The following is a 24,983-nucleotide window of genomic DNA, read 5'->3' as shown; positions in this document are numbered from 1 at the left end:
CCTTGTTGATGGAAAAGGCCACAAACATACGGGTTTATTCCTATCTCACGTACGCTTTCAATGCCTGGTAAACGCGGTGTGTGGGCAATCCCATAACCGTGTAGAACGAGCCTTCCAGCCGCTCAATACCTACCAGACCAATAAAATCCTGTGCACCGTACGAACCGGCTTTGTCGAACGGTTTACATTCCCGGATGTAATAGGTGATCTCCTCGTTGGTCAGGGTTGCAAACTGAACGACTGTTTCATCCGTAAATGAGTGCAAACCCGTAGGCGACAAAATTGCCACGCCTGTACGAACGCGGTGCGTTTGCCCCGACAGGGCCTGGAGCATTCGGCGAGCATCGGCTTCGTCCTGCGGTTTGTTCAGAATCTGGTTATCCAGAATGACCACCGTATCGGCACAAAGAACAATCCGTTCGGATGGCTGGCCATCGTTCAGAAACTGTTCAGCTTTCTGGCGGGCCAGGTATTCGGCTACCTCATCGGCAGGCATGGTATCTGGAAATAGCTCATCGGTTGGGCGCGTTTCGATCGTGAACAAAAAGCCAGCATCGGTCATGAGCTGCTTCCGACGGGGCGAACCCGACGCGAGTATCAAAGGGTAACGTAATGCTAGCACAGGAATAATGAATAATGAATAATGAAAGATGTGTGGGGAGTGCTTGTAGAAGTTATTCGGTTGGTATTGGGAATGACACGGGCAAATTTCCACTTATATTCGTAAATGATCACCTTAGCAGGCGATTTGATTATTATACATCATACACTATACATCATACATCCTTTGTCTATCCGACTTGCTACCCTTGCCGACGCGGCAATCCTTACAGACCTCTCGGCCGTAACTATGCGCGAAGCCTTCGGGCCGCCCCACAATCCTGCCGACCTAGTTGACGAATACATTGAGTCGGCTATTACACAGCCCATTCTGGATACGGAACTGGCAGACTTCCGTTCGACATTTTTTTTGATGGTCTCACCGGATGGCACACCCGTTGGTTATGCAAAATTACGGAAGCACGCGCCACCAAGACGGATGAAATTACGTAATGCCATAGAAATCCAGCGCATTTACCTGTTAGCGTCGCAAATAGGGCAGGGGCAGGGGCGAACGCTACTGAATCATTGTATTGACTGGGCAAAGGCACAGGGGTACGATGCCGTCTGGCTTGGCGTGTGGGAGCGAAACGAACGGGCCATCGAGTTTTACAAGAAGATGGGTTTTGAGCGCTTTGGCTTTCACTATTTTCAATTCGGTTCAGAACGCCAGCGGGATTATTGGCTTCAGAAACAGTTATACTAAGTAATTACCCCACCCCCTCCCGGCACCGGCCGCCCGGCTTGAAATAAGGGGAGGGGCTATTGCTAGTCTCTTTTAGCCCCTCCCCTTATTTCAAGCCGGGCGGCCGGTGCCGGGAGGGGTTGGGGTGGGGTAGACACCCCTATTAAACCATTTGTATCGGCAGCGTTCTAATTGTCGTTTTTGTATCAATGGAAAATTTGTATCTGGTCGTGCGTTGGTCTCGCTTGCATCCTTTCTGGGTGTGGCTGGCACTCATATCCGGATACTCATATAACGCAGTAGCTCAGCAGGATACCCGCGTAAAGAATCCCGTCACGAAAGAGCTGGCCCCTGCGCCCGTAGCACCTACTCTATTACAGATAGACACCCTGGGGCATCAGCCTATCCGGCAAATGGCCGTAGATTCTTTGGCGCTGATTCATTCACTAGCCACTATTCGCGCCAGCTCCGTAGCCGACAGTTTAGCCCAACAGCGTGACAGTGTTTTTTACAGCCGCCTGAAAACCAGAATGTATAAACACCGGCTAACCCACCAATTGTACGATCTTGTTTTTCAGGATGTGTATAACAGCCGGGCAAAAACGGGTGAGGTCAACCAGATTGAAGTGAATCCGTTTAAGGCATTTGAAGGGAAAATTATTGGTGATATTTATATCAAACGACTCGGCGTATTTGGCCAAACAGTGTATGACACCCTGCGTAAACCCGCCAACTGGGTTGAACGCACAGGTAACCGCCTTCACTTCAACACCCGCGAGCATGTTATCCGTAATTCATATTTACTGTTCCGGCAAGGCGATGTGCTCGACCCGAACGTGCTTCGTGACAATGAACGACTATTGCGTACTACATCCATCTTCCACGATGCCCGTATTCTGGTCTTGCCAAGGCCAAATAGTAAGCAGTTTGTCGATGTCTATGTCATTACTCAGGATGTCTGGTCACTCTTGCCCAATGGTGGTTTTGGCGGCTTAACCAATTTTAGTCTTGGCTTCGATCAGCTCAATTTTAGGGGGTTGGGACATCACCTGTTTGCGCAGGTGGCGTATTCGGGTACCGATCCGCGTCAGAAAGTAGAATACCAGGGGCGGTATACTGTTCCGTTTATCGGCAAAACCTTCCTGACTGCCGAAGCCAGCCTGCTGTATCTGCGCGATTTGAAACAGGCATCTGTTAAGTTATATCGCCCATTTTTAACCCCCGACATGAAATATGCCGGGTCAATTGAGCTGAATCATACCCAGATCAACAATCGGCTTGTTACCCGAAACGACAGCGTATTGCTGGTTCCACTCAGTTATAATTATTCCGACATCTGGATTGGCCGTTCCTTTCGATTATTCTATAGACAACGCGATTCTGACGAAAAAGGGCGTTCGCGACTCATTGTGGCCTTACGTAATACAAGCTATACCTACAAAACACGTCCCAATGTAACGGCCGATACAAACCAGGTTTATCAGGATAGCCGAACGACCCTGTTTAGCATGGGTTTCTCCCGGCGTAAATACGTTCGGGATGTATTGATTTACGGGTTTGGCCGTACAGAAGACGTTCCTATCGGCGAAACGGTGGCGGGCGTTATTGGTTTTGATAACGCCGAATTGGGGCAACGACTGTATACAGGGCTGAATTTTTCGCAGGGTAGGTATGTGCGTGGTCTCGGGTATGTGTATGGACTGGTCAATATGGGTGGCTACATTCGGAATAGTCGAATTGAGCAGGGCGTTGTTTCGTTCGAATCCAATTTTTTTAGTTCATTGATGAAAACGAAGTGGGGAAACATGCGCCACTTTTTCAATACCCGGTACACTACCGGTATTGGCCGCTTTTCGAACGAATATATTACCCTGGGTAGCAGTGGCGGGGGGATCACGACGGATGGTATCGGTATTAACAGCGATGCTTTGCGAGGCACGAAACGCTGGTTGATTAACTACGAAAATGTTCTGTTTTCGCGCTTGAATCTTGTTGGGTTTCGGGTTGCTTTCGTCACGTTCGTCAACCTTGGCCTGACCACTTTTCCCGAGCGCCCGTTGCTGAGCAGCCCTTTGTATCAGGGGTATGGCATTGGCTTTAGACTCCGGAATGAAAACCTGACATTCAATAGTTTTCAAATCCGACTCACATATTACCCGAATATTCCGGGAAATACAATTCCTTTTCGCCAGTCGTTCGAAGGGATTCCAATCCTGAGACTGCGCGATTTCGATTTATCCGCGCCCCAGATCGTACCGTATCGTTAAAAATAATTGCATATAATGTAGGAACATTAAATACATATACATTATATTTGTGGCATGTCTATAGAAACTGACATCAAACAGAGCACGCCATTCAAATCCTCATATCATCGGGTGATTGTGAATTTAATATATACCAGCAACTGGCTGGCTGGCAGCCAGACGCAACTATTGAAGCCGTTTAAGCTCACGTTACAGCAATATAATGTGTTGCGGATTCTTCGTGGACAGTTTCCCGACCCAATCAAAGTATCGGACATCACGGAGCGCATGCTCGATAAAATGTCGAACGCGTCCCGATTGGTCGACAAGTTGGTTGCCAAGAAACTTGTCTTACGTACAGAATGCCCAAGTGACCGCCGGGCCGTTGATGTGATCATTACGGAGAAGGGCCTTGATTTGCTGACCCAGTTAGATGCCCGGCAGGCCAAATGGGATTTGCTGTTGCAGGAAAAACTGACTGCCGATGATGCCGCAACCCTTAGTCAACTGCTCGATCAGTTGCGGGCTTAACTTACTTTACCTGTAGTACTTTTACCTATTTTCCATTTATTAATCTACAAACCAATGAAAAAAGTAACCATGATCGCTGCACTGATGTTCGCTTCGGTAGGCGCTTTTGCTCAGAACTGGACGCTTGACAAAGCGCACTCTAACTTAGGCTTCACAGTAACACACATGATGTTGTCTGAAGTTGATGGTAAATTCCAGAATTTCGATGTTAAAATGACATCGGAGAAGGCTGACTTTACGGATGCTAAAATCGACTTGACTGCCGATGTAAGCAGCGTCAACACGAACCAGGAAAAACGCGACGGTCACCTGAAAAGCCCCGATTTCTTCGACGCAACTAAATATCCAACCCTGGAATTCAAGAGCAAGTCGATCAGCAAAGTATCGGGCAACAAATACAAACTGATGGGCGACCTGACGATGCACGGTGTAACCAAGCCAGTAACGCTTGATGCGGTTATCACCGGTCCTGTTACCAACCCACAAAACAAGAAAACCTTAGCTGGTTTTAAAGTAACTGGCGAAGTGAAACGTGCTGACTTTACGTTAGGTACGGTTCCTGCGGCTGTTGTTAGCGACGAAATCTCGATCCGCGCCAGTGGTGAGCTTGTTAAGGCTAACTAATTTACACTGCCGTATGTATATAAACCCCCGACACCCAACGGTGCCGGGGGTTTTTCATGTAGCGTGGCAGGAATGCCGCGTAGCTGTAGGCTGAAATAGTACTTATACTTGTTAGCCTACAGCTACGCGGCATTCCTGCCACGTTACATAAAACCACGCTACATAAATGCCGGGAAATCGTCCAGAAATTGCACATCGGCCGTGTTGTGATCAATGCCGCAGCAGTAGTGTGTCAGGCCGTTGGAAATGACTAGGTAGGGAGCCTTGTGTACGTGGTTGTAGCGGGCAATCTGATCGAATACCGACTGGGTCAATGGAATATGGGGAGCCTTGCATTCAACCACCAGAAAAGGCTGCCCCTGCCGGTCGAAGACCACCACATCTGTCCTTTTTTGGGTCTGGTTCAGGATTAGTCCTCCTTCGGTGCGAATAAGAGATTTGGGATAGGCATAATGAGTCAGCAGCAGATTGACAATATGCTGCCGAACCCACTCTTCGGGCGAGAGCCGGACGTACTTCCGGCGTAATGAATCGAAAATGTAGGGTTTCCCTTCGACTTGTTTAATTTTACAGTCAAAAGTCGGGAGGTTCAGCGCAACCATACCTCAAAGATAAAAGAGCGAAAGAGCGAATGAGTGAAAGAGCGAATCTTTTTAATCTTCCATTCGCTCTTTCACTCATTCACTCTTTAAAAATGAAAACAAAAGAAGAAATCGTTCAGAACTGGTTGCCGCGCTACACGGGAACCCCTATTGAAAATTTCGGCGAATATATTTTGCTGACTAACTTCATAAACTATGTCGATCTATTTGCTAAAAAGTTCGATGTAGAAATTTTTGGTATGGGCCGAGCCATGCAAACGGCTACGGCCAATAATATTACCATTATAAATTTTGGCATGGGTAGTGCAATGGCAGCCACCGTAATGGACTTGCTGTCGGCTGTTAACCCCAAAGCTGTTTTGTTTTTAGGTAAATGTGGCGGGTTGAAAAAAACGCAGATCGGCGACCTGGTGCTGCCCATTGCCGCCATTCGGGGGGAGGGGACCAGCAACGATTACATGCGCCCCGAAATTCCGGCCTTGCCATCGTTCCGACTGCAACGGGCGGTTTCATCGACCATCAAACGATACGAGCTGGATTACTGGACCGGCACGGTGTACACGACCAACCGGCGCATATGGGAACATGACGAACAATTTAAAGATTACCTGCGCGAAATTCGGACAATGGCAATTGACATGGAAACGGCAACTATTTTCACCGTTGGCTTTGTGAACTCCATTCCCCACGGCGCTCTGTTGCTGGTATCCGACAACCCATTAGTGCCGGAAGGCGTCAAAACCGAAGAGAGTGATAAGCGGGTAACGGGCCAGTTCGTGAATGTTCACTTGGAAATTGGTATCGACGCCCTGCTCGAACTCGAATCATCCGGCGATTCGGTGAAGCATTTGCGATTTGAGTAGATAGGAGCCGATGTTCATTTTATGAATGCAAGTACGTTAATTAAATACTGATGCTATCGCTCTTACGACGTCAACCTATCAAACCGGCTAAAACAGCTATTGTTGCCAATAACAGGTCATATAGTTATCATGATTTGCAGGAAGCTTCGCACCAGTTTGCGAGTATACTACTGGAGGATCGAGCTGATTTACTGGAAGCCAGGGTCGCTTTTATGGTGCTGCCGGGCTTTGATTATGTACGTACTCAATGGGGTATCTGGTTGGCTGGCGGCATTGCCGTACCGCTTTGCATAACGTATCCACTGGCGTCGCTACAGTATGTAATTGAGGACACTCAGGCGGAAATCATCGTTGTATCCCCCGAGTTCGAGCCTGTCCTGAAGGCATATTCGGAGTTGAATAACATACGATTTATTGTAGTAGGGGAGTCTCAAACGCAACTAGCTAGTGTTTTGCCGAAATTGGAACCCACCCGTCGGGCTATGATTCTCTATACAAGTGGTACCACGAATCTGCCCAAAGGCGTGGTGACGACACATGCTAACATCGAAGCGCAGGTATCTACTCTCGTATATGCCTGGGCGTATTCAGATCAGGATACTATTTTGTGTGTGTTACCACTCCACCATGTACATGGAATTATAAATGTAATTTCATGTACCCTATGGGCGGGAGGAACGGTTGAGTTTTTGCCAAATTTTTCTGCCGAACGAGTATTTGACTGGTTCACAAAGACGGCCTTACAGCCTGTGAGCGGCCTGTTTATGGCCGTGCCGACCATTTATTTTAAACTGATCGCCTATTTCGACAGCCTGCCCGACGAACAGCAGAAAGCATTAAAGGCCAGTATGACGACCTTCCGGCTAATGGTGTCCGGGTCGGCGGCTTTGCCTGTTTCTGTGATGGAAAAATGGGAAACCATCAGCGGGCACAGGTTGCTGGAACGCTACGGCATGACCGAAATCGGTATGGCCATAAGTAACCCTTATCTGGGCGAACGACGCGCAGGGCATATTGGGCAGGCATTGCCGGGTGTAACCATTCGGTTGGTCGATGAGCAAAACCAGGAGGTGGCTCCGGGCGATGCCGGCGAAATTCAGGTGAAAGGAGCAAACGTTTTTCAGGAATACTGGCGTAAACCAGACGCCACCGAAGCGACGTTTACGGCCGATGGTTGGTTTAAAACGGGCGATGTCGCCGTGCAGGATGACGGATATTATAAAATACTGGGACGAAGTTCAATTGACATTATCAAATCGGGCGGCTACAAAATCTCGGCTTTGGAAATAGAAGAAGTATTACGAACCCATCCCCAAATCAGCGATTGCAGCGTGGTGGGCGTGGACAACGAAGAGTGGGGAGAACTGGTTGTTGCGGCCCTCGTTGTCAATGACACAGCGCTCGATACCAGCCTGCTGAATGCCTGGATTCGTGAATTAATGCCCGCTTATAAAGTACCCCGGCAGTATCTTATAGTGGACGATCTCCCGCGCAACGCTATGGGGAAGGTCACAAAAAATGACTTGAAGAAACTATTTTAAGGCCCGAATTAACTATCAATCCCGATGCTTATCAGAGGTGTTGCCCTTTTAGCGGGCTGTTTTATTGCGGGTCAACTGCTGGGCGAAACCCTGGGTAGGCTTATCCATATTAATGCGAATGTGGGGGGCGTTGGATTTGCCATGCTGCTGCTTGTTTTCGCACAAAACTGGTTCGAAAAACGGGATAGTCTTCATCCCGAAATGGAAAGTGGAATCCTGTTCTGGAGTAAAATGTACATTCCCGTTATTGTCGCAATGTCGGCTACTCAAAATGTTCGGGTGGCCTTGTCGAGCGGCCTGATTGCTCTTGCCGCCGGGATTATACCCGTGGCTATCTGTCTGTTTCTCGTTCCGTCTATTACTAGAATCTCGCTGAAAACACCGGAAGAATGGAGTATATAACAACTCTCCTGGCCAAAAATGGGTTGGTCGTGGCATTTCTATCGGTAGGCCTGATTATGTACTCATCCGATTTCCTGTCGGAGAAACTGACCCGCAAAAAAATTCCGGGATCGGCCATCGCTATCTTTCTTGGGTTGGTACTAGCGTATATAGGGGGTGTTGTTTCTGGCGGGAGCAAAGGTATCGCCGACATAAAAGAATTAAGTGGGTTCGAGCTGATGGGGGGCGCCATGTTCCGCGATTTCGCTATTGTGTCAACGGCTATGGGCGTCAGTTTCGTCGTTGTCAGGAAAACGGGCCTGGCGGGTATCATTTCGCTTTTTGTTGGCGTGATACTTACTTTCTTTACTGGAGCTACCATTGCTTATTTCATGGGGTATAGGGATGCGATAAGTATCACAACCATTGGGGCTGGAGCCTGCACATTCGTTGTTGGGCCCGTAACGGGTGCCGCCATTGGTGCATCGTCTGACGTGATCGCCATAAGTATAGCTACCGGTCTCGTGAAATCGATCGCCATTACTATTTGTACACCCCTCGTTGCACGGGTTATCGGGTTAAATAATCCGGCAACGGCTATGGTCTTTGGCGGTTTAATCGGCACCACAAGTGGGGTAGCGGCAGGGCTGGCTTCCACAGACCCAAAACTTGTTCCGTATGGAGCCATGACAGCCACGTTTTATACAGGCCTGGGCTGTTTACTTTGCCCATCCATTTTGTATTTACTGGTGAAGGTTATTGTTGGCTGAGAGCCATTATGGTGAAGTGAGTGGAGTAGGTGTAATGAATTGTGCTTATGCAGAAGTTCAGTGATGAATTGTAATGAGTTTATTTAGGCTTTTTGTGGTCCTGTGTTTTTGTCACGGCTCCGGCCACCCGGACCGACGAAGGAGGGATCTTCGGTAAATTGGAGCACTTCGTCTCATCCGAAGATCCCTTCTTCGTCGGTCCGGGTGGCCGGAGCCATGACAAAAACCTAAAAAACGTAATGCCAGCAGGTAAGACATTTTATCATTAGAATTTCACCGTAATTCTCAAAAATGCGCCAAAATGACAGTATAATTTACCCGTTATTGAACTAATTAAGACAAACTGACAGCATTAGTTAAAGTTTTAGATTTGGTACGCCATTTGAGCAAGGCTGTTTGTGTTTGACAATAAACAACCTACTAAAATAAATAAGAACATGGCAACCTTAGTTCGATATAATAACCTCCCTACCTTTTTCAACCCTTTTTATAGCCGTCCCGTTATCAATCGGTATCAGAACACGACGCCTAACGTACCAGCCGTGAACGTGAAAGAAACCGAAACGGCATTCCTTCTTGAACTGGCCGCTCCCGGCTTGAAAAAAGAAGATTTGAAGATCAACGTGGAAAATAACAAACTGACGATTGGCTATCAATCGGAAGCGAAAACAGAAGAAACCGCCGACAAATTTACCCGGCACGAGTTCAGCTTAAATTCATTTGAACGTGCGTTTAAATTACCAAAAACGGTTAATGCCGACGCAATCAAAGCCGCTTACACAGATGGAATTCTAACTGTTGAATTGCCTAAAGTGGAAGTGAAAGAAGAGAAATTAGTTAAAGAAATTGTCGTAGCCTAAGGGTAATCGGCAGAATTGAAACGCCCGGGCCAATTGGTTCGGGCGTTTTTGTTTTTTAGAGGTCATGAAAAGAGATGTTCTTATTTAACGCTAACTATGAGGTTTCATGTCTGATTATTACTCGTTTAAGTGCCGTAGGTACGACATGTTTGTAGAAAAAATTCCAGTTGAGTTAACTAGCGTGCCGTAGGTACGCAACAATGGCCAAAGGTGGCGTACCTACGGCACGCTAGTTAACTCAACTGGAATTTTTTCTACAAACGTTCGACCGCTATGCGGTCAAAATCTCATAGATCGCGTTTATTTGAATAATTTACGCGTCAACTTCTGCCAGCGGGAAGGTGTTTTAATGAGGACCAGACCCCCAGTAGAGATCGTTCGTGGAGCCATAGGTTTCTGTAGCACAATGTCATTCAATACAACCGAACACGTTGACGGTGATACGCTGAACGTACTATTTCCTGACGCCCGCCCTGGTGTCATCACCTGAATTTTAAGGTCTGTAACCTGTAGTTGACCAGGAACCTGAAGGCTGAATGCACCGGTGCTATCCGTTTGTGTTTGCCAATTCTCGCCATGAAGCGAAATAGATACATACGCTTCCAAAGCCGGTGACAGGTTTCCAGCGGAGTCCATTAGCATGGCCCGCCCTACAATATCCATCTTCGTTGGAGGAGACGCACTCGTTCGTGCAGGAAGCGTATTGACAGCAAAGTCTGGTCGTATAGACGCTGGTTGGGCTGGTTTTCTGGCCGGATTAAGTTGCGCCCTTGCCGTTTGCCAGCCGAACAAGCTCATCGTGAGCAGTCCGACCCAATGCCGCCAACTGGAAGCGATGGACGGGTTTGCCAACCCCAGAGGTCGATCCAGTTGTTCGTTCCGAAGGCGCCCGCAACTGCTTCCCGATGTCTTACTAAGCAATCGCACCAATTCCTGATCCGATAATGCCGTGTAATCAACTACCGTTTTCTGGCAACTGGCACAGAATCGACCTTGTTCGTTCGGTTGCATGTCGTCCCACCGTTCGTGGCAGGGCTGCGGTATCTGAATTGTGAGACTGCGCATGAGTAAGCCGTTTAGGTTCAGGAACCAACAATGAATGAATAACCCGGCGAGTACGGTTTCGTTTCAGTAAAACTAAGGATTTATCGCATGCATAAACGCTTCCAGTTTCTGCGCATCCAACTGCCCATTCGTTCGCACACCACTGCAAATGTCAAGGCCATAAGGGTGCACTGCATTAATCGCTTCCCGAACGTTGGTCGGGTTCAAACCACCCGCCAGAAACACCGGTACTGGCGATTGCTCCACGATTTGTCGGCTTACCTGCCAGTTATGAACCCGCCCGGTGCCGCCCAGTTCTTTCACCGCCAGAGTAGGGTTGCCTGAGTCGAGAAGCAGGGCATCGACTCCATACTGAACGGCAAGCAACGCTTCGGTAACATTTTTTTCGTCAATGACATGAATAACCTGAACCACTTTTACAGTCGGTAGCGCGGCATGAAGCTGGGCGTAGGTGTCGGCAGGAACAGCGTCTACGAGCTGGATGGTGTTGGCCCCTACACGCTGCTGATGGGCCAGAATGTCGGCCACATTCGTTTCGCTGGTGAGCATGAATGTAGCCAGGGGCGGGGGCGTGGCCTGAACAATTTGTGCAGCCAGTTCATCGCCCACTACACCGGGTCCACTGGGCATACGGCCCACCAGACCAAGCGCATCGGCACCCAGACGAATCGCTAGCTGGGCTTCTTCAAGACTGCTGATGCAACAAATTTTAACCCTTGTTCGGAACGGAGCTTGCATGGTTTTGGGTTGATAAATCAAACACTCAGGCGGTAAATATAGTATACGCCGACAACAGTATGGCTCAACAGTCCCCGGTCGACACTTTCGCATCCCTCCGAATTCCTGAATTTCGTTATTTCGTAATGAACAGTTTCCTGATTACGGCTACGCTGCTGATTCAGGAGGTTACGCTGGGGTATGAATTGTATAAAATGACTCATGATCCGCTGATGCTGGGGCTGGTTGGCCTTGCCGAAGCGATTCCGTTTATTGCGCTATCCCTGTTTGGGGGCCACCTGGCCGACCGTCGGGATAAGAAGCGAATTCTGCAATGGAGTTTGCTGGTTATTCTGTTAGGGTCAGTTATTCTGTATCTGGTTTTTCAGCCCTCTGTGGCGGTAGGGTTGTCGCAAACGGCACGGCTGGCTACTATTTATGGGGTACTTATGCTGATTGGAACCGCTAAAGGGTTTTATTCTCCTGCCAGTTCTTCGCTAAAGCCGTTTTTAGTACCGCGCGAACTCTATCCAAACTCGGCTACCTGGAGTAGTTCGTTTTGGCAGGCAGGCGCCATAATAGGGCCGGGGTTGGCCGGGTTTTTATACAGTTGGGTTGGCTTTGACAATAGCCTGATTGCCGTGATTGCCCTGCTTGTTGTTTGCTTCGTGTTGATTTCGCTCATTGATCGCAAGCCTATGCCTGTCAATGACTTGCCGGTGCTGAAGCTCAGTGAAAGCCTGAAAGAAGGGTTCCGGTTCGTGTTTAAAACCCAGATCGTTCTCTACGCTATTTCGCTCGATTTGTTCTCTGTGTTGTTTGGGGGCGTCGTGGCCATTTTGCCGGTCTTTGCCGAAGACATTCTGAAAGTAGGTGCCGAAGGTCTGGGCTTTTTGCGGGCCGCTCCATCTGTTGGGGCGCTACTGACTATGGCCTACATGACCAAACATCCGCCTACCCATAATGCGTGGCGAAATATGCTGCTGGCGGTGGCCGGTTTTGGCGTAGCGACAATCGTATTTTCCCTATCGACAAATTTTTATCTGTCGTTGATTATGCTTGGCCTGACAGGCGCTTTCGACAGTGTCAGTGTAATTATCCGTCAAACGATTCTGCAAATTTTTCCGCCCGATCACATGCGCGGACGTGTAGCCGCTGTAAACGGCATGTTCGTCAGTTCATCGAACGAAATAGGTGCGTTTGAATCTGGACTGCTTGCCCGATTACTGGGCACGGTTCCTTCTGTTATGCTGGGGGGCGTAGTTACACTGGTTGTTGTCGGGTACGTGTACGCCAAGTCGAAAGCTTTATTTGCCGTTCGATTGAGCTAAACTTTAGATAATGAAGAGTGTAGAGTGAATAATGAAGAATAAAATACAGGCAATCAGTCTTTTATTCTTCATTGTTCACTCTACACTCTTCATTCCCTGAATGAGCAATCAGGCGTAGGCAGGCAACCGATGAAAATCGCATATAAATTCGTCTATATCTATCTGCTCGTTGAGCAGCACACGGGTGTTAAAAATCTCCCAGAATAATTCATCCGAAATCTGGTAATCACGTTGCAGCCGGATCATATCCCGGATACTTGCTTTAAGTTGGTCGGTCGGTGTTGGCCCCTCTGTAGAGCGTAATTGTGGAGTTTTCATAACCTGTTGTTGTTAACGTGCGAGTTTTTTAAACACCCCAGTTATTCTATTGTTTTTAAAGGAAAGATGGCCAGTTACCAACTGGTTAGAAAAATTATATTTTTCCTTTTGCATAGACAACAAGAGCCAATACTTAACACGGCATGATGCAACTATTTTTTTTCAAAACTTTTTAATCACCTGATAATCAATCAAAATATGAAACACTTTGCCTTTTTTTTATCCCTGGCTGTCGGCAGTGTCAGTCTGTTGGCCCTAACGCCATCCGCCCGCCCGAAACCAATGAAGCTGGTGAAAGTATGGGAAACCGACACGACGCTTCGAACCCCTGAGTCAGTGCTCTATGACGGTAGTAATACATTGTATGTAGCTAATATTGATGGCAAAGCTGGCGAACTCGATGGCAGTGGGTTTATTTCTAAAGTTACGCTGGATGGTAAAATCGAAAATTTGCGGTGGACATCTGGATTAAATGCACCAAAAGGTATGGGCCTCTACAAAAATCGGCTGTATGTAACAGATGTATACCGCCTGGTGTGCATCAATACTGAAAATGGACAGGCCGAAAAAACGTGGGATGCCGTTGGAAAGGGAGGGTTTCTGAACGATGTGACCGTAGCAAAAGACGGGACGGTGTATGTGTCTGATAACCAGAATGATAAAATCTACCGCCTGAAAGACGACAAATGGGAAGTCTGGATGGAGGGTGAACAGCTCAACAAACCAAACGGCGTGCTAGCCGTCGGTAAAGATAAACTCATGGTTGGCAGCACCAAAATCGGTGCGTTGCGCTCGGTGGACTTAGCGACGAAAACGATGACAACTCTCGCCGATGGAATGGCGGCTACTGATGGTATCGCGGCAGAGGGAAAAGGAAATTATTTTGTGTCGGACTGGAATGGTCAGGTGTTCCATGTCAACGCCGATGGCTCCAAAGAGCAGCTACTCGACACCCGTGAGCAGAAAATCAACGCGGCTGACCTTGACTATGTTGCCCGCAAAAAACTGTTGATCGTTCCAACGTTTTACAAAAATTCATTAGTCGCCTATCGGGTTGAGTAAAATGGTGAGGTAGGTGAAGTAAGTGATTGGTGGAGTAAGTGAAGTAGTTAAATAGTCAATTGGCTACTTCACTTACTCCACCAATAACCTACTCTAGTTCTTCATCATCGTCCTCACCCCCGGTGATAATTTCTGCCAGACCGGATAGGGCCTGATCTATGTGATCCATGACTTCAGTTAATCGCTTGTGGTTCAGGTCGTCCTGATCACCAATGCCAACAACGGTTAAAACATCGAATGATAAGCGGGATAATTCTCCGCCAATTCGCCGTAAATCATTTCTGGTTTCTTCTGGTAACGTATTCATAGAGTGAGAGTTGAGCGTCCATTGGTTTGGCAGGAGCGTATTGACTGAACTGAACTGAACTTTAAACGCCATATCTTCAAGATATGGCGTTTAAAGTTCAGTTCAGTTCAGTCAATACGCTCCTTTAACAACTGCCGAATGGCTGTTTGGGCTTTTTCAGCGCCAAAGCCCGTCATGGCCTTGTTCATGGCGTTTTCGATTAAATCATTTCCCAAATTGCCAATGCTGCCTTCGTGTGTATGATGCAGTTCGCGGGGTGGGTTATAGGTATGTTCGGCAATCTCTTTACCAACGGTTCGGTAGGCTTCGCGGAAGGGAACGCCCTGTAACACTAGCTCATTCACGCGTTCGACGCTGAAGAGTAAATCATATTTGGGGTCGTCCAGCAAATTGGGCTTTACCTGAAGGTGTTCCAGCATGAAATCGGCGATTTCCAGGCAATCCAGAATTTCGTCGAAGGCGGGCATCAGGATTTCTTTCAGCAACTGCATATCGCGGTGATAGCCGGAGGGCAGGTTGCTCATGACAAGCGTTACTTCCATAGGTAACGCTTTCATTTTGTTGGTCTTGGCCCGCAGCAATTCCGCTACATCCGGGTTTTTCTTGTGCGGCATGATGCTGCTGCCCGTTGTGAGCGCGTCTGGGAGGACCAGAAAACCGAAGTTCTGGCTGTTATACAGGCAAATATCCATCGCCATGCGCGAGATCGTTGTGGCTACGGCAGCCAGTGCCGTCAGTGCCGTTTGTTCCGTTTTCCCCCGGCTCATCTGTGCATATACCACATTGACGTGCATACCTTCAAAACCCAATAACTCGGTGGTAAGCGTGCGGTTGAGCGGAAACGACGAGCCATAGCCCGCCCCTGACCCAAGCGGATTCCGGTTAGCCAGTCGGTAAGCCGTTTGCAGCGTCAGCATATCGTCGGCGAGAGCCTCGGCATAGGCACCAAACCAAAGCCCGAACGACGATGGCATGGCGATTTGCAGATGGGTATAACCCGGCAGGAGGTCATTTTTATGTTGCTCCGAGCGGCTCACCAGCCTATCGAACACCGTTCGAACGGCTTCGGCCACGCGCCAGAGTCGATCACGGGTGAAGAGTTTTAAATCGACCAGCACCTGATCGTTGCGCGACCGGCCTGAGTGAATTTTCTTGCCCACATCGCCCAATACCCGTGTTAGCATTAGCTCTACCTGCGAGTGAACATCTTCGACACCGTCTTCAATTTTGAACTCGCCTGCCTGAATTTTCTGAAAAATAACGTTCAATTCATCAGTCATCATGCCTAATTCATCACTGCTCAACAGGCCAATGGTTTCAAGCATTTGAGCGTGGGCAAGGTTCCCCAGTACATCGAAAGGAGCGAGGTACAGGTCCATTTCACGGTCGCGGCCTACGGTGAAACGTTCAATTTGTTCGGCGGTGCTGACGCCTTCTTTCTGCCAGAGTTTCAAGAGACAATGAGTTAGTGAAAGAGCGAAAGAGTGAAAGAGTGAAAGAGCGAAAGAGCGAAAGGACGAAAGAGTGGACTGGCTTGATCACTCCTTCGCTTTCTCACTCTTCCGCTCTTTCACTCTTTCGCTCTTTCACTCTTTCGTTTTTTGCAAAGGTCGTAAAGAAAGTTGGGGAGACAATTTCTTAGACAACTGGATCTATCTCTGAAAACTGCCTGCTGAGTGCCGTTTTTCCCAACCACCAAAACCCACCGGCCGATAGCAGGCTGATGCCGGCAATAACCAGCCAGTGTATTGAGAAACCAAAGTGGGCAACGATTTGCGACCCAATTGCCGGCGACAAGGTCTGTGCCAGTGCCCCGCTCATGGATGCCAGCGCCAGATACTGCCCCCGTGTGGCGGGACTCGCTCGCTCGACCGTAAACGACTGAATAAAGGGAATCGCCAGCATCTCACTGAACGTTCCTACAAGTATAAATACCAGCGCAATGGCCATGTAAGAAACGGGAATCCAGTTGGTTAAGGCTAATGTGACGTAAGAGACACTCGTCAGGATAACACCCACTACAATCAGGTTTATCTTGGACCAGTTCTGCCGTTCCAGGTTATAAACCAGCGTCATTTCAATAAGAACAATTATCATTCCATTGAGTGACGTTAGTAACCCAATGGTGCCTACGTCCATCTGCATGACCTCCTTAAAAAACAAAGGCACAATGGAGAATAACTGCATGAAAGCCATCAGGTAAAGACAGGAACAGATGACGAAAGCAATAAACCACTTGTCGCGATAAGGTGATAGAGCTTTCGTTAAAACAACTGGCTGATCGTCTGTTGGGCTTGCCTCAGAAACTGATTGACGGGCTGGAACCGGTAAAAACAGCCATAATACTACACTCGCTGCCAGGCACGTCAGGCCATCCGTCCAGAAAAGGAGATTATAACTTATGCCGGCTATCAAGCCTCCCAGTCCACCTCCCACCGACCAGCCCAGGTTTATGGCTAACCGGTTCAGGGAGAAAGCGCGGGTGCGGGTTTCGGTTTCTGAATAATGGGCAATAGCGGCCTGATTCGCCGGGCGGAACGCATCGCCGAAGAGCGTAAAAACAAATACACTTCCGCAAAGCGCATAAAAATGAGTGACGAATTGCAAGCCTATCAAAGCCATGCCGCCAAACAACAGGCTGAACAACTGGACATAGTAAAAGCCAAACCGGTCGGTGAGACGGCCCCCTAAAAACGTTCCGACAAACGCACCGAGGCCATAAATAGCCATCACAATACCCGTGTCCTGAACGGAGTAATGCAAGTGCTGCGTCAGGTAGAGCGTCATGAACGGCAACACCATCGTGCCGCATCGGTTGATGAGCATTACCCCCGCCAATAGCCACACGGAAGGCGACAGGCCTTTGTAAGCACGTTGATAGAGATGGAAAGTGCGCTGAAGCATAGCGCGAAGGTACGGCGAAACGAACTACAAGCCGGGACGCTGTGGCGGCTTTTAGAAACCGTATACGGCATTCTTGCAAAGCAATTGGAACACAGATAATACAGATTGAACGGATTTTTACGGATAAAACTCATGACTGACCGTTGATGCAGTGAAAATCCGTTCAATCTGTATTATCTGTGTTCCAATTTTAGTCATCAATTGGGGAGTCCAGTTTTTGTAAGGAAGCCCTTTAGAAACTGTATAGGTTTACCTTGACTTTCGTCTTGCGTCGGCATCTTCGCCGGGTGTCACAAATATTTTGGGGTCGGTAATTAGTGGCCGGTGTTCTTCCAGAAATGCTTTGAGCAGGCGAATTTCTTCCAGCTGTTTGTCAATGGGGTGTGTGAGGGAGTAACTTTCCACATGTACTTCGGCTTGCCCACCCGGCTGAAATTCGGCAATGACGTATTCCATGAGTTTGATGCCTTTACGCTTGAGGGCATGCAGGTATAAATTCTGGTGGTTGTGCAGAAAGCGGTTTGGCTGGTAGGAAGCCGTCGTCTTTAAATCGACAGCTTTGAATTTACCAATCAGATCGACATAACCGTAAAACAGCACATCGTCAATTTCCCATTGGCAATAGACCTGCGTATCGACAATGGGCCGGGGGAGGAGCTTCCGAACTTTTTTAATAAGCTCCGGGTCGAAGCGTTCCTCATTGGTGCCTTTCACAACAGCCTCTTCAAACGAAACGCCACGCTCCTGGGCGGCTGTGCCGGGTGTTGGTACGCGGTTGATGGAGTCAATCAGTTCCTGTGCCGAGAGGTTTCCGCCACGCAGGTAGCGCGCAAACACGTTGAGGAGCGAAGGGTAGAAGCGGTAATTGATCATCGGTTTACAGTTTTCGGGTTACGGTTGGCCGACAGTCCGAAAACTGTAAACCGAAAACCATACACTTAGTTTTTCACCACCAGCAAAACGCCCGTTACAATCAGCATGACACCCAGCATACGCCAGCCGTTGGCCGGATGGATAGCGAAACCCAGCAATCCATAATGGTCGAGGATAATGGCGGCTACCAATTGGCCCGCCACGCTCAGGCTTACTAGATTAGCGGTACCGATCTTTGGCACACTAACAATGACGGTTATCATATACACTGCGCCCATAACCCCACCCATCCATTTCCACCAGCTTACCTGTTTGATGGCTTCCAGCGAAGGAGTTGATGAGCCGGAGGCAAAGAACAGGACAAGCAAGGCGATGAAGCCGGAACCAAACGAAATAGCGGCTGCCAGAATAGGGCTGGCCATCGCTTGCCGCAGATTAGCATTAACACCTGCCTGAACAGTAATAGCCAGACCAACCAGAAAAGCAAAGAGGATGTAGATGTAATTCATGCCTGCAAAGGTAGCCAACTACAAGGCGTAGCCTTACCGTCTACTCAACTTTTATAAACAGAACGGGCTTTGTCGTGAGTAATGCATTTTGTAGATTGCCTGATAAACCTAACCTAAACAAGCTCAGTCGAATATGTTTATTATTTCTCACTACCCGTTGGCGGTTGTCGTCTGCTTCCTGACCATGCTTTGCTGGGGCTCCTGGGCCAATACGCAAAAATTAGCCACGCAGTCTGTTCCAACAACCATCTTTTATCGAGATTATACATATGGCATACTGATTCTGAGTTTGTTACTGGCCTTTACACTAGGGAGCTTTGGCACTTCCGGGCGATCTTTTCTAACCGATATTAAACAGGGCGATACACAAAGCATCCTCTTTGCTTTGGTGGGTGGGTTTGTGTTTAACATAGCCAATGTGCTGATTGTGATTGGCATTGAACTGGCGGGGCTCTCGGTAGCCATGCCGGTAGGTATTGGGCTGGCATTGATTTTGGGTGTTGTGGTAAACTACATTCTGTCGCCGGTTGGTAATATTAGCTTACTATCGGGCGGTGTGTTTTCTATTTTTCTGGCTATTGTGTTCAGCGCATTGGCCTATCGCGCCAAAGCAACAACTGATGGATCTGTTAGTACTCAGGGGCTCATCATCTCGCTGGTGGGTGGCTTTTTAATGAGTTTCTTTTTCTATTTCGTAGCCAGAGCTATGGCTCCTGATTTCGCCAATCCCGGACCGGGTCTACTTACACCCTATACGGCGCTGGTGCTGTTTGCTCTTGGTGTAGTTGTTAGTACACCGGTGTTTCTGCCGATTTTACGCCGGTATGCCAGTAAACCTGCCGATGGGGAGATTGATTACAGCGATGTGAGCCGCCGGAATCACCGGATTGGTATGCTGGGGGGCATGGTCTGGTGCCTGGGCATGGCTTCGAGTTTACTGGCGTCGGGGGAAGCTGGCTATGCAATTAGTTATGGACTGGGGCAGGGAGCTACAATTATCGCCGTTTTGTGGGGGGTGTTTATCTGGCATGAGTTTAAAGGGGCCCCTGCAACATCTAACCGGTATTTGACTCTTATGGGCCTATGCTATGTGCTGGGTCTGGCGCTCATTATCTACGCCAAATAATGTAAAAACGGCAGGGTGATGCGATCGGATTGACAGATACGAATCAACTACACACGCCTGGATCACTGAAACAGGTATAATTTTACTGGATGAATAACAACCATCTGCAACGGAAGCGGGTCATTACTTGTATAAGGATAGACTGGGGTTTGCCGTTTTTTGGTTGGTTGGATAGGTTGATTTGTAAAATGATCATCTTTGCCGAACGAAGGCTAACTTCAGTAAAATCGGTTAATCATCAAGTACACAATTATTAATTTCTTATGCGTAAGTTATTCGTTATCATGCTGGTAATGGTCTCTGTTGTAGCCAATGCCCAAACCGCTGCACCTGCCACACCGACGAAACCGGCAAAATCAACCAAATCAAACAAGCCCTTATTTAAAATGACACTCGCCGGTGGCTATGCGTCACCGCTCAATACGGGAGAAAATGGTTTTGCTAAAGCTGGCGTTGTCTACAGCATTGAACCCCAGTTTGAACTATCTAAAAATCTGGAAGTTGGCCTGCGTTTTGAACAGGCGTTCATCCAGCGGTCTGAAGCTCTGAAAAACGATATTTATTATGCAAGCAAGGCTAAGTCTATTATGTCGGGGGCGGTAACGGCAAATTATGTGATTAGTACAAGTACTGGTCTCAAACCGTTTGTTGGCCTTGGGGCTGGACTTTACTATGCCGATGCCAGTTCACAAACCTTTCAGTCGTCAGGGAACCCATCCGTTACCTATCCATTGCCAACGACATTCGCCGTTGGGGGGCTGGGCCGAGTAGGGGTAAAATATAAGATACTCCATCTGGAAGCAGCTTATAATCTGGTTAGCAACACCAGTGTTAAAAACGCAGCAACAGGGCTTACCTTGAAAGCTGATAACAGTTACCTGAGCCTGAAGGCGGGTATTACCATTGGCGGTACGCACTAATAGATGAGGATTCTAATTGACGTTATATAGGCCATATCTTGACGTTATGGCCTATATAACGTCAATTAGAATCCTCGCAGTAGTACTAGTAAATCCAGTCATTGCTTTTCGAGCAGCAAAAACATTTCGGCTGCGTGCCAGGCCTGCGGAAAGGCTAACTTTTGCTTGACGAGGTCTTTGTCGAGCACCGTAAGGCCGGGGTAATGGGCATTGTCGGCGTGTTGTTCCCAACTTAAGGGATAGTCAAGAGTACCAATAAACCCTCTGTTTCCGGCATAAAAATGATCTTCTGCCCAACTTAAATATGGATAGTTGAGGCCCGAATCTTCGCTGAATTTTTTGCCTTCTACATGGTCATGGGTGTATGCCCACCACACCAGCGACGAGTAACTATCATACTGTTTTGGAATACTGTAGCGATCGGGCAGGTTGAGCGATTTGAGGCCGTACTTAAACCACTTTGTCTGATAAACAGGGTGTTCGGTATTGTCAGATTTTCCAGCGATGTAATTATCTTTCTCAAATTGCCTGATTGAATTCAGCACCATCTGTACAACCGGATGCGTCTTGTCTGACACTAATGACACCAGAAACAGTACTTCGCCGGGGTTATCAGCGTCGAGGATATCGTTATTGTTTCGGTCGAAAGGATCATGAATAGCCATAATCCAATCATGAATAAGCATCAGGTTATTTGTCTGACGTAATACCATCGCCATCGAAGCCGCATCACGATAACGAGGTTTTTGATATACCAGGAAGTTCGGGACAGGGCGACCATGGATAACGTTGATCAGTATTTCCTGGTGCAGCACCCGCAGCACCGGACCAAAGCGTTTGCCCGCAAAACGAGGTAAGTTTACCCGACTGCGTGTACCCGGTATCAACTTGGGCCGCTTGTTTGGCTGTAGCAGCCACACGCCTGTTTCATCTTCCTGAATCTGCACGATTTGCCCGTCGGCCAGAACCAGATGGACCAGATAAGCCGATGGCACAATGATTTCCTGCGTCACCTGCCATTGTTCTTCAATATTCCCGGTCAATGCGTTGAGCAACCGCCCATTCCGATAAATGAGTTTTAGTCGGTCGCCCATACCGAACAGGAAAAACTTCAGATTAGGAAGCTCGCGGTGGGTAGGGTGTTCCTGCCGTAGTAATGCCAGATTTTCGCGGTAAACCTGCAATTCTCCTGCCGGATTGTTGTGCAGCGTGGGCAACACCACCCGCTGCGCCAAAGCCGGGCGTATCAGAATCAGAAGCAGGAAGAGCAGGCGGAAATGCATGAATCTGGATAGGAACTAAAACTAACGTCAATAATAACTAATTTTAGAGTAAGTATTTGATAATGAGTAAGTTGTTGTTGGTTTAGTTTTGTCATCCCGACGGAAGGAGGGATCTTCGGTAGAAATGAAATTTCCCGGTTTACCGAAGATCCCTCCTTCCGTCGGGATGACAAAATCGCGTTTTGTTTACTTTCATAAAAGTCTATTGTTTGAACTAAAACTACAGCTTCGATTTTACCGGCTGGTCGCTGTACACCAGCAAATCCGACATATGCACAACATGTTCGGCGTCAGGATTCAGGAGTTTAATACGAAGTGTGTGTTTACCCTTTGGCAGTTGGTATTTCCAGGACAATTCATGCCGGCGGTGGGTAAAATCGACGGGGAGCTTTGCCGTTTCTATTTTCTTGCCGTCCACATAAACTTCAGCCGTGAAAGCGAACGGACTTTCATAGCCCCACGAACTCCGATTTTTGGGTTTGGCTTCACCCCGAAGAACAAAACCAATTCCCTCAAAATCAACGCTGTAGTCAGTGTCCAGGTCTTTGTTGATCGAGGTTGACAAAACGGGATGATGACCCGTAAAGGCTTGTTCGAGCCGCACGGCTTTGGGTGTTTGCAGGGCAATGGTTACCTGATCGCCGGTCACTTTGCCGCCGTTTCGTTCTACGACCTGCAGAGCGTGTTTCATGCCCATTGCATAGACGTCATTAAGCGACATAGTTGTGTATTTGAAGTCAATATCTTCGGCTTCTTTCAGACCCTGTTTCCAGTAAACCGGTAGTTTGTCGTACCCAAGCATAGTGCCCAGAATGCCGCCCGCCGAGGCTGGATTACAGTCGGAGTCCTGTCCGGCGCGGGTGCTGATTTCCATTGTTTTGGTGAAGTCGCCCCCGCCATAAAGCAAGCCCAGAACAATATACGCCGAGTTTATTTTGGCGTCGATGTTAAAGGCACGGAATACGCCATCAGGGCAGCCCACTTCATCCGACCATTTTCGTTGTATCTCAAACCAGTTGCGTTTCCAGTCGTTGGGGTACTGGTCATGCCATTTAATGACGTCGGAAATGCATTGGTAGAACGTGCTCTGCACCGGAATGGTCTTGAGGGCTTCCTTTACGATGTGATTAACATCTGTCGACAGGAACGCCAGCGAATACATAGCGCCCACATACGCCCCACCATACCAGCCATCGCCGTAGTTCATGATATGACCGATGGGGTCGCCAAGCTGCACCGCCGTGTTTGGCATTCCGGGAGCCATGAGCCCTGAAAAATCGGCTTCAATCTGGAAATCAATATCATCGGCGTGGGGGTTGTTGAGCCAGTGCCCTGATTCGGGTGCTTTCATGCCGTTCAGCAGATTGTACCGACCGGCCTGGTTGGCGTGCCAGAGCATATAATCTGCATTGGCATAAGCATTGGCATGTTCGGAAACGGGTGCGTCGATGCCCTTTTTCTCGAACACATCCACAAATGTCAAGTCCATATACAGGTCATCGTAAAGGCCCGGATTGTTGAGCATTGTGTGTTTGATGTAGCCATCGTACCACGGAATGGGCTGATAATCATTAATCATCGTGCCCGTAAACCGGAACTCGGTCGGGCCGCCAAAGGTGCAGCCAATGACCTGACCCGCCCAGCCACCTTTAATTTTGTCCTGAATAACCGATTTGGCGAGAGTAACAGCTTTAGGAGCCACTTTAGCGGGTGGCGTCATTGCCGACAGCGCTAGTGTCAGGGCAGATAGTAGGAGTGTTTTCATGAGTGAAAGGGTGAAAGAGCGAAACTGAGTCGCCGGAGTGAAAGATGAACAGGGAGCTTTAAGCCTGCAATTCGTTTCGGTGCGGCATGGACGCCTGCGCACCCATACGGGTAACAGAAATAGACGCGGCTTTACAGGCAAAAGCAATAGCATCGGGAAGCGATTGCCCTTCCGACAAGCCTACCGCCAGGGCTCCGTTAAAGCAGTCGCCAGCGGCCGTTGAATCCACGGCCTCAACGGTTGCTGTGGTGATCAGTTGCCCTTCGGAGCCTGTGTGCAGATACGCGCCCTTTACGCCGAGGGTAATCACTACATTGGATACACCCATCTCGTGCAGTGTCAAGGCGGCCTGTTCGGCACTTTGCACGTCTGTTACACGGATTCCCGTCAGTAATTCGGCTTCGGTTTCGTTGGGCGTGATCAGGAACAGATTAGGAAACAGGCTCGATGGCAACGCCCTGGCCGGAGCAGGGTTCAGAATGACCCGTAACCCCCGGCTGGCGGCCTGTTCGACCGCGTGTTCAACGGTGGGCAGCGGAATTTCGAGTTGGAGCAACACCAGTGAATCAGCGTCGACAGCCTGTAAAGCGGCATCTGTTTCGTTTGGTTGCAGATGAGCGTTTGCGCCGGGAGCAACGGTTATGCAGTTCTCGCCAGCGGCATCGACGTTAATAAGCGCCACCCCCGACGGATGGTCGGTATCGGTCAGGATATAATTCGTATTGATACCTTCGGCCCGAAAGCCGCTAACCGCTTGCTGCCCGAAAATATCGGCACCCACTTTGGCGACAAACGTTACCCGCGAGTCTGCACTGGTAATGAGCCGGGCGGCACCCACAGCCTGATTAGCCCCTTTTCCGCCTGCGTTCATCAGAAATGTACCGCCAATTACGGTTTCGCCGGGTGCCGGTAGCCGGTCGGCTTTTACAACCATATCGGTGTTTGAACTACCAATGACTAAAATTTGTGCAGACATGCATTCGGGTGATTAGGTGTACTTTTTCAAATAAATACATTCATGGGTAAACATTTACTCTTTCTATCGTTTTTATATATGTGCGATCTGTGCGATTGACAGGTTTCCTTTAGTTCCTGAAGCC

26 protein-coding genes are annotated in these 24,983 nt (G+C 48.6%); 13 read left to right on the top strand and 13 right to left on the bottom strand.

What is annotated here, in order from left to right:
* Positions 1 to 40: 40 nt before the first annotated feature.
* Complete coding sequence (locus CWM47_RS12455) at positions 41 to 622, bottom strand: Maf family nucleotide pyrophosphatase (protein WP_100988288.1); 582 nt, start codon at positions 620 to 622, stop codon at positions 41 to 43.
* A 165-nt stretch (positions 623 to 787) separates the two neighbouring features.
* Between CWM47_RS12455 and CWM47_RS12450 the strand changes: the two genes are divergently transcribed.
* From CWM47_RS12450 to CWM47_RS12435, 4 genes are all read left to right on the top strand, one after another.
* Positions 788 to 1,306 carry a GNAT family N-acetyltransferase gene (locus CWM47_RS12450; RefSeq protein ID WP_100993849.1) on the top strand — a complete coding sequence of 173 codons (519 nt, stop codon included), beginning with the start codon at positions 788 to 790 and terminating at the stop codon, positions 1,304 to 1,306.
* 188 nt (positions 1,307 to 1,494) lie between these two features.
* Positions 1,495 to 3,552 carry a BamA/TamA family outer membrane protein gene (locus CWM47_RS12445; protein ID WP_100988287.1) on the top strand — a complete coding sequence of 686 codons (2,058 nt, stop codon included), beginning with the start codon at positions 1,495 to 1,497 and terminating at the stop codon, positions 3,550 to 3,552.
* A gap of 54 nt (positions 3,553 to 3,606) precedes the next feature.
* Positions 3,607 to 4,062 carry a MarR family winged helix-turn-helix transcriptional regulator gene (locus tag CWM47_RS12440; RefSeq protein ID WP_100988286.1) on the top strand — a complete coding sequence of 152 codons (456 nt, stop codon included), beginning with the start codon at positions 3,607 to 3,609 and terminating at the stop codon, positions 4,060 to 4,062.
* A gap of 54 nt (positions 4,063 to 4,116) precedes the next feature.
* Entirely contained in the window at positions 4,117 to 4,686 is a 570-nt protein-coding gene (locus tag CWM47_RS12435) for a YceI family protein (RefSeq protein ID WP_100988285.1), read from the top strand.
* A 158-nt stretch (positions 4,687 to 4,844) separates the two neighbouring features.
* On the opposite strand, the gene CWM47_RS12430 is transcribed toward CWM47_RS12435, so the two are convergent.
* Positions 4,845 to 5,288 carry a type I restriction enzyme HsdR N-terminal domain-containing protein gene (locus CWM47_RS12430; RefSeq protein ID WP_100988284.1) on the bottom strand — a complete coding sequence of 148 codons (444 nt, stop codon included), beginning with the start codon at positions 5,286 to 5,288 and terminating at the stop codon, positions 4,845 to 4,847.
* A 92-nt stretch (positions 5,289 to 5,380) separates the two neighbouring features.
* Here CWM47_RS12430 and CWM47_RS12425 point away from each other — a divergent pair, with 92 nt between their 5' ends.
* From CWM47_RS12425 to CWM47_RS12405, 5 genes are all read left to right on the top strand, one after another.
* Entirely contained in the window at positions 5,381 to 6,151 is a 771-nt protein-coding gene (locus CWM47_RS12425; RefSeq protein ID WP_100988283.1) for an AMP nucleosidase, read from the top strand.
* Between the two features lie 50 nt (positions 6,152 to 6,201).
* Entirely contained in the window at positions 6,202 to 7,692 is a 1,491-nt protein-coding gene (locus tag CWM47_RS12420) for an acyl-CoA synthetase (RefSeq protein WP_100988282.1), read from the top strand.
* 24 nt (positions 7,693 to 7,716) lie between these two features.
* Positions 7,717 to 8,094 (top strand): malonate transporter subunit MadL, encoded by a 378-nt coding sequence (gene madL, locus CWM47_RS12415; protein WP_100988281.1) that lies wholly within the window; start codon positions 7,717 to 7,719, stop codon positions 8,092 to 8,094.
* On the top strand, positions 8,082 to 8,843 hold the full coding sequence (gene madM / locus CWM47_RS12410) for a malonate transporter subunit MadM (RefSeq protein WP_100988280.1): 762 nt from the start codon (positions 8,082 to 8,084) through the stop codon (positions 8,841 to 8,843). The genes madL and madM overlap by 13 nt, the downstream gene beginning before the upstream one ends.
* A 437-nt stretch (positions 8,844 to 9,280) precedes the next feature.
* Positions 9,281 to 9,703, top strand: a complete 423-nt coding sequence (locus CWM47_RS12405) for an Hsp20/alpha crystallin family protein (protein WP_100988279.1) — start codon at positions 9,281 to 9,283, stop codon at positions 9,701 to 9,703.
* 300 nt (positions 9,704 to 10,003) lie between these two features.
* Here the strand turns inward: CWM47_RS12405 and CWM47_RS12400 are convergent, their stop codons facing one another.
* Both CWM47_RS12400 and CWM47_RS12395 read right to left on the bottom strand, forming a co-directional pair.
* The gene (locus tag CWM47_RS12400) at positions 10,004 to 10,768 is read right to left on the bottom strand and encodes a hypothetical protein (protein ID WP_100988278.1); all 765 of its coding nucleotides are present in this window, start codon (positions 10,766 to 10,768) and stop codon (positions 10,004 to 10,006) included.
* 72 nt (positions 10,769 to 10,840) lie between these two features.
* Positions 10,841 to 11,506: a phosphoribosylanthranilate isomerase gene (locus CWM47_RS12395; RefSeq protein WP_100988277.1), complete on the bottom strand. Its 666-nt coding sequence runs from the start codon at positions 11,504 to 11,506 to the stop codon at positions 10,841 to 10,843.
* 59 nt (positions 11,507 to 11,565) lie between these two features.
* Here CWM47_RS12395 and CWM47_RS12390 point away from each other — a divergent pair, with 59 nt between their 5' ends.
* Entirely contained in the window at positions 11,566 to 12,816 is a 1,251-nt protein-coding gene (locus CWM47_RS12390; RefSeq protein ID WP_100993848.1) for an MFS transporter, read from the top strand.
* A 108-nt stretch (positions 12,817 to 12,924) separates the two neighbouring features.
* Here the strand turns inward: CWM47_RS12390 and CWM47_RS12385 are convergent, their stop codons facing one another.
* The gene (locus tag CWM47_RS12385) at positions 12,925 to 13,134 is read right to left on the bottom strand and encodes a hypothetical protein (RefSeq protein ID WP_100988276.1); all 210 of its coding nucleotides are present in this window, start codon (positions 13,132 to 13,134) and stop codon (positions 12,925 to 12,927) included.
* A gap of 198 nt (positions 13,135 to 13,332) precedes the next feature.
* Between CWM47_RS12385 and CWM47_RS12380 the strand changes: the two genes are divergently transcribed.
* Complete coding sequence (locus CWM47_RS12380) at positions 13,333 to 14,196, top strand: SMP-30/gluconolactonase/LRE family protein (RefSeq protein ID WP_100988275.1); 864 nt, start codon at positions 13,333 to 13,335, stop codon at positions 14,194 to 14,196.
* A gap of 88 nt (positions 14,197 to 14,284) precedes the next feature.
* Here the strand turns inward: CWM47_RS12380 and CWM47_RS12375 are convergent, their stop codons facing one another.
* From CWM47_RS12375 to CWM47_RS12355, 5 genes are all read right to left on the bottom strand, one after another.
* Positions 14,285 to 14,503 (bottom strand): hypothetical protein, encoded by a 219-nt coding sequence (locus CWM47_RS12375; protein WP_157815956.1) that lies wholly within the window; start codon positions 14,501 to 14,503, stop codon positions 14,285 to 14,287.
* Positions 14,504 to 14,610: 107 nt separating this feature from the next.
* Positions 14,611 to 15,957, bottom strand: a complete 1,347-nt coding sequence (gene argH, locus CWM47_RS12370) for an argininosuccinate lyase (RefSeq protein WP_100988273.1) — start codon at positions 15,955 to 15,957, stop codon at positions 14,611 to 14,613.
* 184 nt (positions 15,958 to 16,141) lie between these two features.
* The gene (locus tag CWM47_RS12365) at positions 16,142 to 17,407 is read right to left on the bottom strand and encodes an MDR family MFS transporter (RefSeq protein ID WP_100988272.1); all 1,266 of its coding nucleotides are present in this window, start codon (positions 17,405 to 17,407) and stop codon (positions 16,142 to 16,144) included.
* A gap of 249 nt (positions 17,408 to 17,656) precedes the next feature.
* Entirely contained in the window at positions 17,657 to 18,280 is a 624-nt protein-coding gene (locus tag CWM47_RS12360) for a hypothetical protein (protein WP_100988271.1), read from the bottom strand.
* Positions 18,281 to 18,345: 65 nt separating this feature from the next.
* Positions 18,346 to 18,789 carry a DMT family transporter gene (locus CWM47_RS12355; RefSeq protein ID WP_100993847.1) on the bottom strand — a complete coding sequence of 148 codons (444 nt, stop codon included), beginning with the start codon at positions 18,787 to 18,789 and terminating at the stop codon, positions 18,346 to 18,348.
* 133 nt (positions 18,790 to 18,922) lie between these two features.
* Here CWM47_RS12355 and CWM47_RS12350 point away from each other — a divergent pair, with 133 nt between their 5' ends.
* Positions 18,923 to 19,915, top strand: coding sequence for a GRP family sugar transporter (locus CWM47_RS12350; RefSeq protein WP_100988270.1), 993 nt, complete (start codon positions 18,923 to 18,925; stop codon positions 19,913 to 19,915).
* Positions 19,916 to 20,178: 263 nt separating this feature from the next.
* On the top strand, positions 20,179 to 20,835 hold the full coding sequence (locus CWM47_RS12345) for a hypothetical protein (protein ID WP_100988269.1): 657 nt from the start codon (positions 20,179 to 20,181) through the stop codon (positions 20,833 to 20,835).
* 98 nt (positions 20,836 to 20,933) lie between these two features.
* Here the strand turns inward: CWM47_RS12345 and CWM47_RS12340 are convergent, their stop codons facing one another.
* The 3 genes from CWM47_RS12340 to rbsK form a co-directional block, all read right to left on the bottom strand.
* On the bottom strand, positions 20,934 to 22,118 hold the full coding sequence (locus tag CWM47_RS12340) for a hypothetical protein (RefSeq protein WP_100988268.1): 1,185 nt from the start codon (positions 22,116 to 22,118) through the stop codon (positions 20,934 to 20,936).
* Positions 22,119 to 22,338: 220 nt separating this feature from the next.
* Complete coding sequence (locus tag CWM47_RS12335) at positions 22,339 to 23,883, bottom strand: ADP-ribosylglycohydrolase family protein (RefSeq protein WP_100988267.1); 1,545 nt, start codon at positions 23,881 to 23,883, stop codon at positions 22,339 to 22,341.
* A gap of 58 nt (positions 23,884 to 23,941) precedes the next feature.
* On the bottom strand, positions 23,942 to 24,859 hold the full coding sequence (gene rbsK, locus CWM47_RS12330) for a ribokinase (protein WP_100988266.1): 918 nt from the start codon (positions 24,857 to 24,859) through the stop codon (positions 23,942 to 23,944).
* Positions 24,860 to 24,983: the final 124 nt, after the last annotated feature.

The sequence above is a fragment of the Spirosoma pollinicola genome (assembly GCF_002831565.1).
Taxonomy (GTDB): Bacteria; Bacteroidota; Bacteroidia; order Cytophagales; family Spirosomataceae; genus Spirosoma; species Spirosoma pollinicola.
This window is presented reverse-complemented; position numbering and strand designations above follow the sequence as displayed.

Coding starts and splice junctions, on each gene's coding strand:
- rbsK (WP_100988266.1), bottom strand. CDS start 24,859: ATGTCTGCACAAATTTTAGTCATTGGTAGTTCAAACACCGATATGGTT.
- madL (WP_100988281.1), top strand. CDS start 7,717: ATGCTTATCAGAGGTGTTGCCCTTTTAGCGGGCTGTTTTATTGCGGGT.
- CWM47_RS12390 (WP_100993848.1), top strand. CDS start 11,566: ATGGCTCAACAGTCCCCGGTCGACACTTTCGCATCCCTCCGAATTCCT.
- CWM47_RS12345 (WP_100988269.1), top strand. CDS start 20,179: ATGCGTAAGTTATTCGTTATCATGCTGGTAATGGTCTCTGTTGTAGCC.
- CWM47_RS12375 (WP_157815956.1), bottom strand. CDS start 14,503: ATGAATACGTTACCAGAAGAAACCAGAAATGATTTACGGCGAATTGGC.
- CWM47_RS12425 (WP_100988283.1), top strand. CDS start 5,381: ATGAAAACAAAAGAAGAAATCGTTCAGAACTGGTTGCCGCGCTACACG.
- madM (WP_100988280.1), top strand. CDS start 8,082: ATGGAGTATATAACAACTCTCCTGGCCAAAAATGGGTTGGTCGTGGCA.
- CWM47_RS12380 (WP_100988275.1), top strand. CDS start 13,333: ATGAAACACTTTGCCTTTTTTTTATCCCTGGCTGTCGGCAGTGTCAGT.
- CWM47_RS12445 (WP_100988287.1), top strand. CDS start 1,495: ATGGAAAATTTGTATCTGGTCGTGCGTTGGTCTCGCTTGCATCCTTTC.
- CWM47_RS12395 (WP_100988277.1), bottom strand. CDS start 11,506: ATGCAAGCTCCGTTCCGAACAAGGGTTAAAATTTGTTGCATCAGCAGT.
- CWM47_RS12350 (WP_100988270.1), top strand. CDS start 18,923: ATGTTTATTATTTCTCACTACCCGTTGGCGGTTGTCGTCTGCTTCCTG.
- CWM47_RS12365 (WP_100988272.1), bottom strand. CDS start 17,407: ATGCTTCAGCGCACTTTCCATCTCTATCAACGTGCTTACAAAGGCCTG.
- CWM47_RS12340 (WP_100988268.1), bottom strand. CDS start 22,118: ATGCATTTCCGCCTGCTCTTCCTGCTTCTGATTCTGATACGCCCGGCT.
- CWM47_RS12355 (WP_100993847.1), bottom strand. CDS start 18,789: ATGAATTACATCTACATCCTCTTTGCTTTTCTGGTTGGTCTGGCTATT.
- CWM47_RS12440 (WP_100988286.1), top strand. CDS start 3,607: ATGTCTATAGAAACTGACATCAAACAGAGCACGCCATTCAAATCCTCA.
- CWM47_RS12430 (WP_100988284.1), bottom strand. CDS start 5,288: ATGGTTGCGCTGAACCTCCCGACTTTTGACTGTAAAATTAAACAAGTC.
- CWM47_RS12335 (WP_100988267.1), bottom strand. CDS start 23,883: ATGAAAACACTCCTACTATCTGCCCTGACACTAGCGCTGTCGGCAATG.
- CWM47_RS12360 (WP_100988271.1), bottom strand. CDS start 18,280: ATGATCAATTACCGCTTCTACCCTTCGCTCCTCAACGTGTTTGCGCGC.
- CWM47_RS12405 (WP_100988279.1), top strand. CDS start 9,281: ATGGCAACCTTAGTTCGATATAATAACCTCCCTACCTTTTTCAACCCT.
- CWM47_RS12435 (WP_100988285.1), top strand. CDS start 4,117: ATGAAAAAAGTAACCATGATCGCTGCACTGATGTTCGCTTCGGTAGGC.
- CWM47_RS12420 (WP_100988282.1), top strand. CDS start 6,202: ATGCTATCGCTCTTACGACGTCAACCTATCAAACCGGCTAAAACAGCT.
- CWM47_RS12400 (WP_100988278.1), bottom strand. CDS start 10,768: ATGCGCAGTCTCACAATTCAGATACCGCAGCCCTGCCACGAACGGTGG.
- CWM47_RS12385 (WP_100988276.1), bottom strand. CDS start 13,134: ATGAAAACTCCACAATTACGCTCTACAGAGGGGCCAACACCGACCGAC.